3 protein-coding genes are annotated in these 3,032 nt (G+C 75.2%); all 3 read right to left on the bottom strand.

Annotated elements, in window-relative coordinates:
* Positions 1–168: 168 nt before the first annotated feature.
* The gene (locus tag ABZ641_RS31145) at positions 169–1,170 is read right to left on the bottom strand and encodes a proline racemase family protein (RefSeq protein WP_359987215.1); all 1,002 of its coding nucleotides are present in this window, start codon (positions 1,168–1,170) and stop codon (positions 169–171) included.
* A 135-nt stretch (positions 1,171–1,305) separates the two neighbouring features.
* A complete protein-coding gene (locus ABZ641_RS31140) occupies positions 1,306–2,214 on the bottom strand; it encodes a dihydrodipicolinate synthase family protein (protein ID WP_344621611.1) in 909 nt (302 codons plus the stop codon).
* A 117-nt stretch (positions 2,215–2,331) separates the two neighbouring features.
* Positions 2,332–3,032: (2Fe-2S)-binding protein (locus tag ABZ641_RS31135; RefSeq protein ID WP_359987212.1), on the bottom strand; the 701-nt coding region annotated here is incomplete at its 5' end.

Raw genomic sequence — 3,032 nt, 5'->3', positions numbered from 1 at the left:
GCTCGACGGCGGCCCGGGTGCCGGCCGCGCCGGCGGCGTCGACGCCGAGCACCAGGTCGGTCGGGTCGGCGGGGTTGTACGAGGTGACGGTCACGTCGGGTCCTTCGGGTGGGTGCGCGGGAGGACGGGTGCTCACCGGTCTCGGTCGCCGGGTCTCGCTCGCCGCTCTCAGAGCAGGAAGCCGGCCGGGAAGGGGTCGTCGGGGTCGAGGAAGTACTGGGCGGTGCCGGTGAGCCAGGCGCGGCCCGTGACGGTCGGCACGATCGCGGGGCGGCCGGCGACGGTGGTGCGTTCCACGATGCGTCCGGTGAACGTGGTGCCGATGAAGGACTCGTTGACGAAGTCCTGGCCGATCGGCAGTTCGCCGCGGGCGTTGAGCTGGGCCATCCGGGCCGAGGTGCCGGTGCCGCACGGGGAGCGGTCGAACCAGCCGGGGTGGATCGCCATGGCGTGCCGGGAGTGCCGCCCGGTGGAGCCGGGGGCGAGCAGCTGCACGTGGTGGCAGCCGTTGATGGACTCGTCCTCGGGATGGACGGGCCGGTCGCTCTCGTTGATCGCGGCCATCACGGCCAGCCCGGCGTCGAGGATCTCCTGCTTGCGGGCCCGGTCGAAGGGCAGGCCGAGCCGTTCCAGCGGCAGGATCGCGTAGTAGTTGCCGCCGTAGGCGAGGTCGTAGGAGACGGTGCCGAAGCCGGGGACCTCGGCCTTGAGGTCGAGCCCGGCCGAGAAGGACGGCACGTTGCGGATCGTGACGGCCTTCGCCGCGCCGTTCTCGACCCGCACCTCGGCGACGACCAGCCCGGCGGGGGTGTCCAGCCGAACGGTGGTGACCGGCTCCTGCACCTCGACCATGCCGGTCTCGACGAGGACGGTGGCGACGCCGATGGTGCCGTGTCCGCACATCGGCAGCAGGCCGGACACCTCGATGTAGAGCACGCCGAAGTCGGCGTCCGGCCGGGTCGGCGGCTGCAGGATCGCGCCGCTCATCGCGGCGTGCCCGCGGGGCTCGTACATCAGCAGGGTGCGGAAGTGGTCCAGGTGCTGCTGGAAGTGCACCCGCCGTTCGGCCATGGTGGCACCGGGCAGGGTGCGGAACCCGCCGGTGATCACGCGGGTGGGCATGCCCTCGGTGTGCGAGTCGACGGCGTGGAACACGTGGCGGCTACGCATGGCCGCTCCCCCTCGTCGGGTCTGTCGGTCGGTGGGATCAAGTGCGCTCGGGAGGCCGGTTCAGGGGCGCCCGGGAGGCCGGTTCAGGGGCGCCGGGAGGTGCCCCACGCGCCCCTGAGCGGTCAATCCTGCGTCCTAGGACAGACCTTCTGCGAGGGCCTTCTCGGTGGCGGCGCGGACGGCCGCCTCGATCTCCGGGGCGAGCGGTCCGCGGGGCGGCCGGCAGGGCCCGCCGGGCAGCCCGGCGATGTCCATGGACAGCTTGATGGCCTGCACGAACTCGGTCTTGGAGTCCCAGCGCAGCAGCGGGTGCAGGGTGCGGTAGAGCGGCAGCGCGGTGGCGAGGTCGCCGGCGACGGCGGCCTCGTACAGGGCGACGGAGGCCGTCGGCAGGGCGTTGGGGTAGCCGGCGATCCAGCCGACCGCGCCGGCCAGGGCGAGCTCCAGCAGCACGTCGTCGGCGCCGATCAGCAGGTCGAGCCCGGGGGCGAGCTCGGCGATCTGGTAGGCGCGGCGGACGTCGCCGCTGAACTCCTTCACGGCGACGATCGAGCCGTCCGCGTGCAGCCGGGCGAGCAGCTCGGGCACCAGGTCGACCTTGGTGTCGATCGGGTTGTTGTAGGCCACGACCGGCAGGCCGGCCTTGGCGACCTCGGCGTAGTGGGCGCGGACGGCTGCCTCGTCGGCGCGGTAGGCGTTGGGCGGCAGCAGCAGCACCGATCCGGCGCCCGCCTCGGCGGCCTGTTCGGCCCAGCGGCGGGACTCGGCGGAGCCGTACGCGGCGACGCCGGGCATCACCCGGGCGCCGTCGCCGGCGGCCTCGACGGCGGTGCGCACCACACGGGCCCGCTCCTCCGGGGTGAGGGTCTGGTACTCGCCGAGCGAGCCGTTCGGGACGACGCCGTGGCACCCGGCGTCGATCAGCCGGCGGACGTGCTCGCCGTAGGCGTCGTGGTCGACCGAGAGGTCCGCGCGCAGCGGCAGCGCGGTGGCGACCATGATGCCGCGCCAGGGCCGGGAGGGGTCGTACGGGACTCGGGTCATGGGGGTTCGCTCCTGAGTGGTGAGGTGTGACATTTTATAGACCTTCGTGAGCCGCCACAAGGGCGACCCGCCGACCGGTGTGCGGGTCCCGGCCGGCCCTCGCCTCGGACGGCCGGTTCAGGGACCGTCCGGCGGCCGCGGGACGGCGTCGGCGAGATGCGCGAGCGGAACGGGGCAGGCCAGCGGGCGGCTGTCAGGCCGCGGCTCGCCGCCGCCGGCGAGGCAGGCGACCGCGGGACCGCACATCCGGCCCTGGCACCAGCCCATGCCCGCCCGGGTGAGCAGCTTGACCGTCCGGGCGTCGCCGGCGCCGAGCTCCTCGACGGCCTCCCGGATCGCGGCGGCCGGGACCTCCTCGCAGCGGCAGACGTCGGTCTCCGGGGTGAGCCAGTCCGTCCATCCCGGGCCGGGGCGGTGGGCGGCGGCCAGCAGCTCGGCGAAGGCCCGTCGGCGGCGGCGCGCCGCGCGCAGTGCGGCGGGCACCGGCCGGCCGGCGATCTCCCGGGCGGCGATCTCGCCCTCGACCAGGGCGAGGTCGGCACCGCCGACGCCGCAGGTCTCCCCCGCCGCCCAGAGCCCGGGCAGGCCGGTGCGCAGCCGCTCGTCGACGGCGAGCGCGACGGCGCCGTCCGGGCCGGTGCGGGTGGGGGCGCCGAGTTCGGTGGCGAGCTCGATCTGCGGCAGCAGTCCGTGGCCGACGGCGAGGGCGTCGCAGGCGATCCGCCGCTCGGTGCCGGGGACGGGCCGCCAGGCGGAGTCCAGCCGGGCGACGGTGACGCCGGTGACCCGGTCCTCGCCGTGCGCCGCGACGACGGCGG

The organism is Kitasatospora sp. NPDC007106 (genome assembly GCF_040634455.1).
GTDB lineage: Bacteria > Actinomycetota > Actinomycetes > Streptomycetales > Streptomycetaceae > Kitasatospora > Kitasatospora arboriphila.
The sequence above is the reverse complement of the archived record's forward strand: the minus strand, read 5'-3'. Positions and strand labels throughout refer to the sequence as shown.

Bases quoted from the DNA above. Each gene is read 5' to 3' on its own strand.
- ABZ641_RS31145 (WP_359987215.1), bottom strand. From the start codon at position 1,170: ATGCGTAGCCGCCACGTGTTCCACGCCGTCGACTCGCACACCGAGGGC.
- ABZ641_RS31140 (WP_344621611.1), bottom strand. From the start codon at position 2,214: ATGACCCGAGTCCCGTACGACCCCTCCCGGCCCTGGCGCGGCATCATG.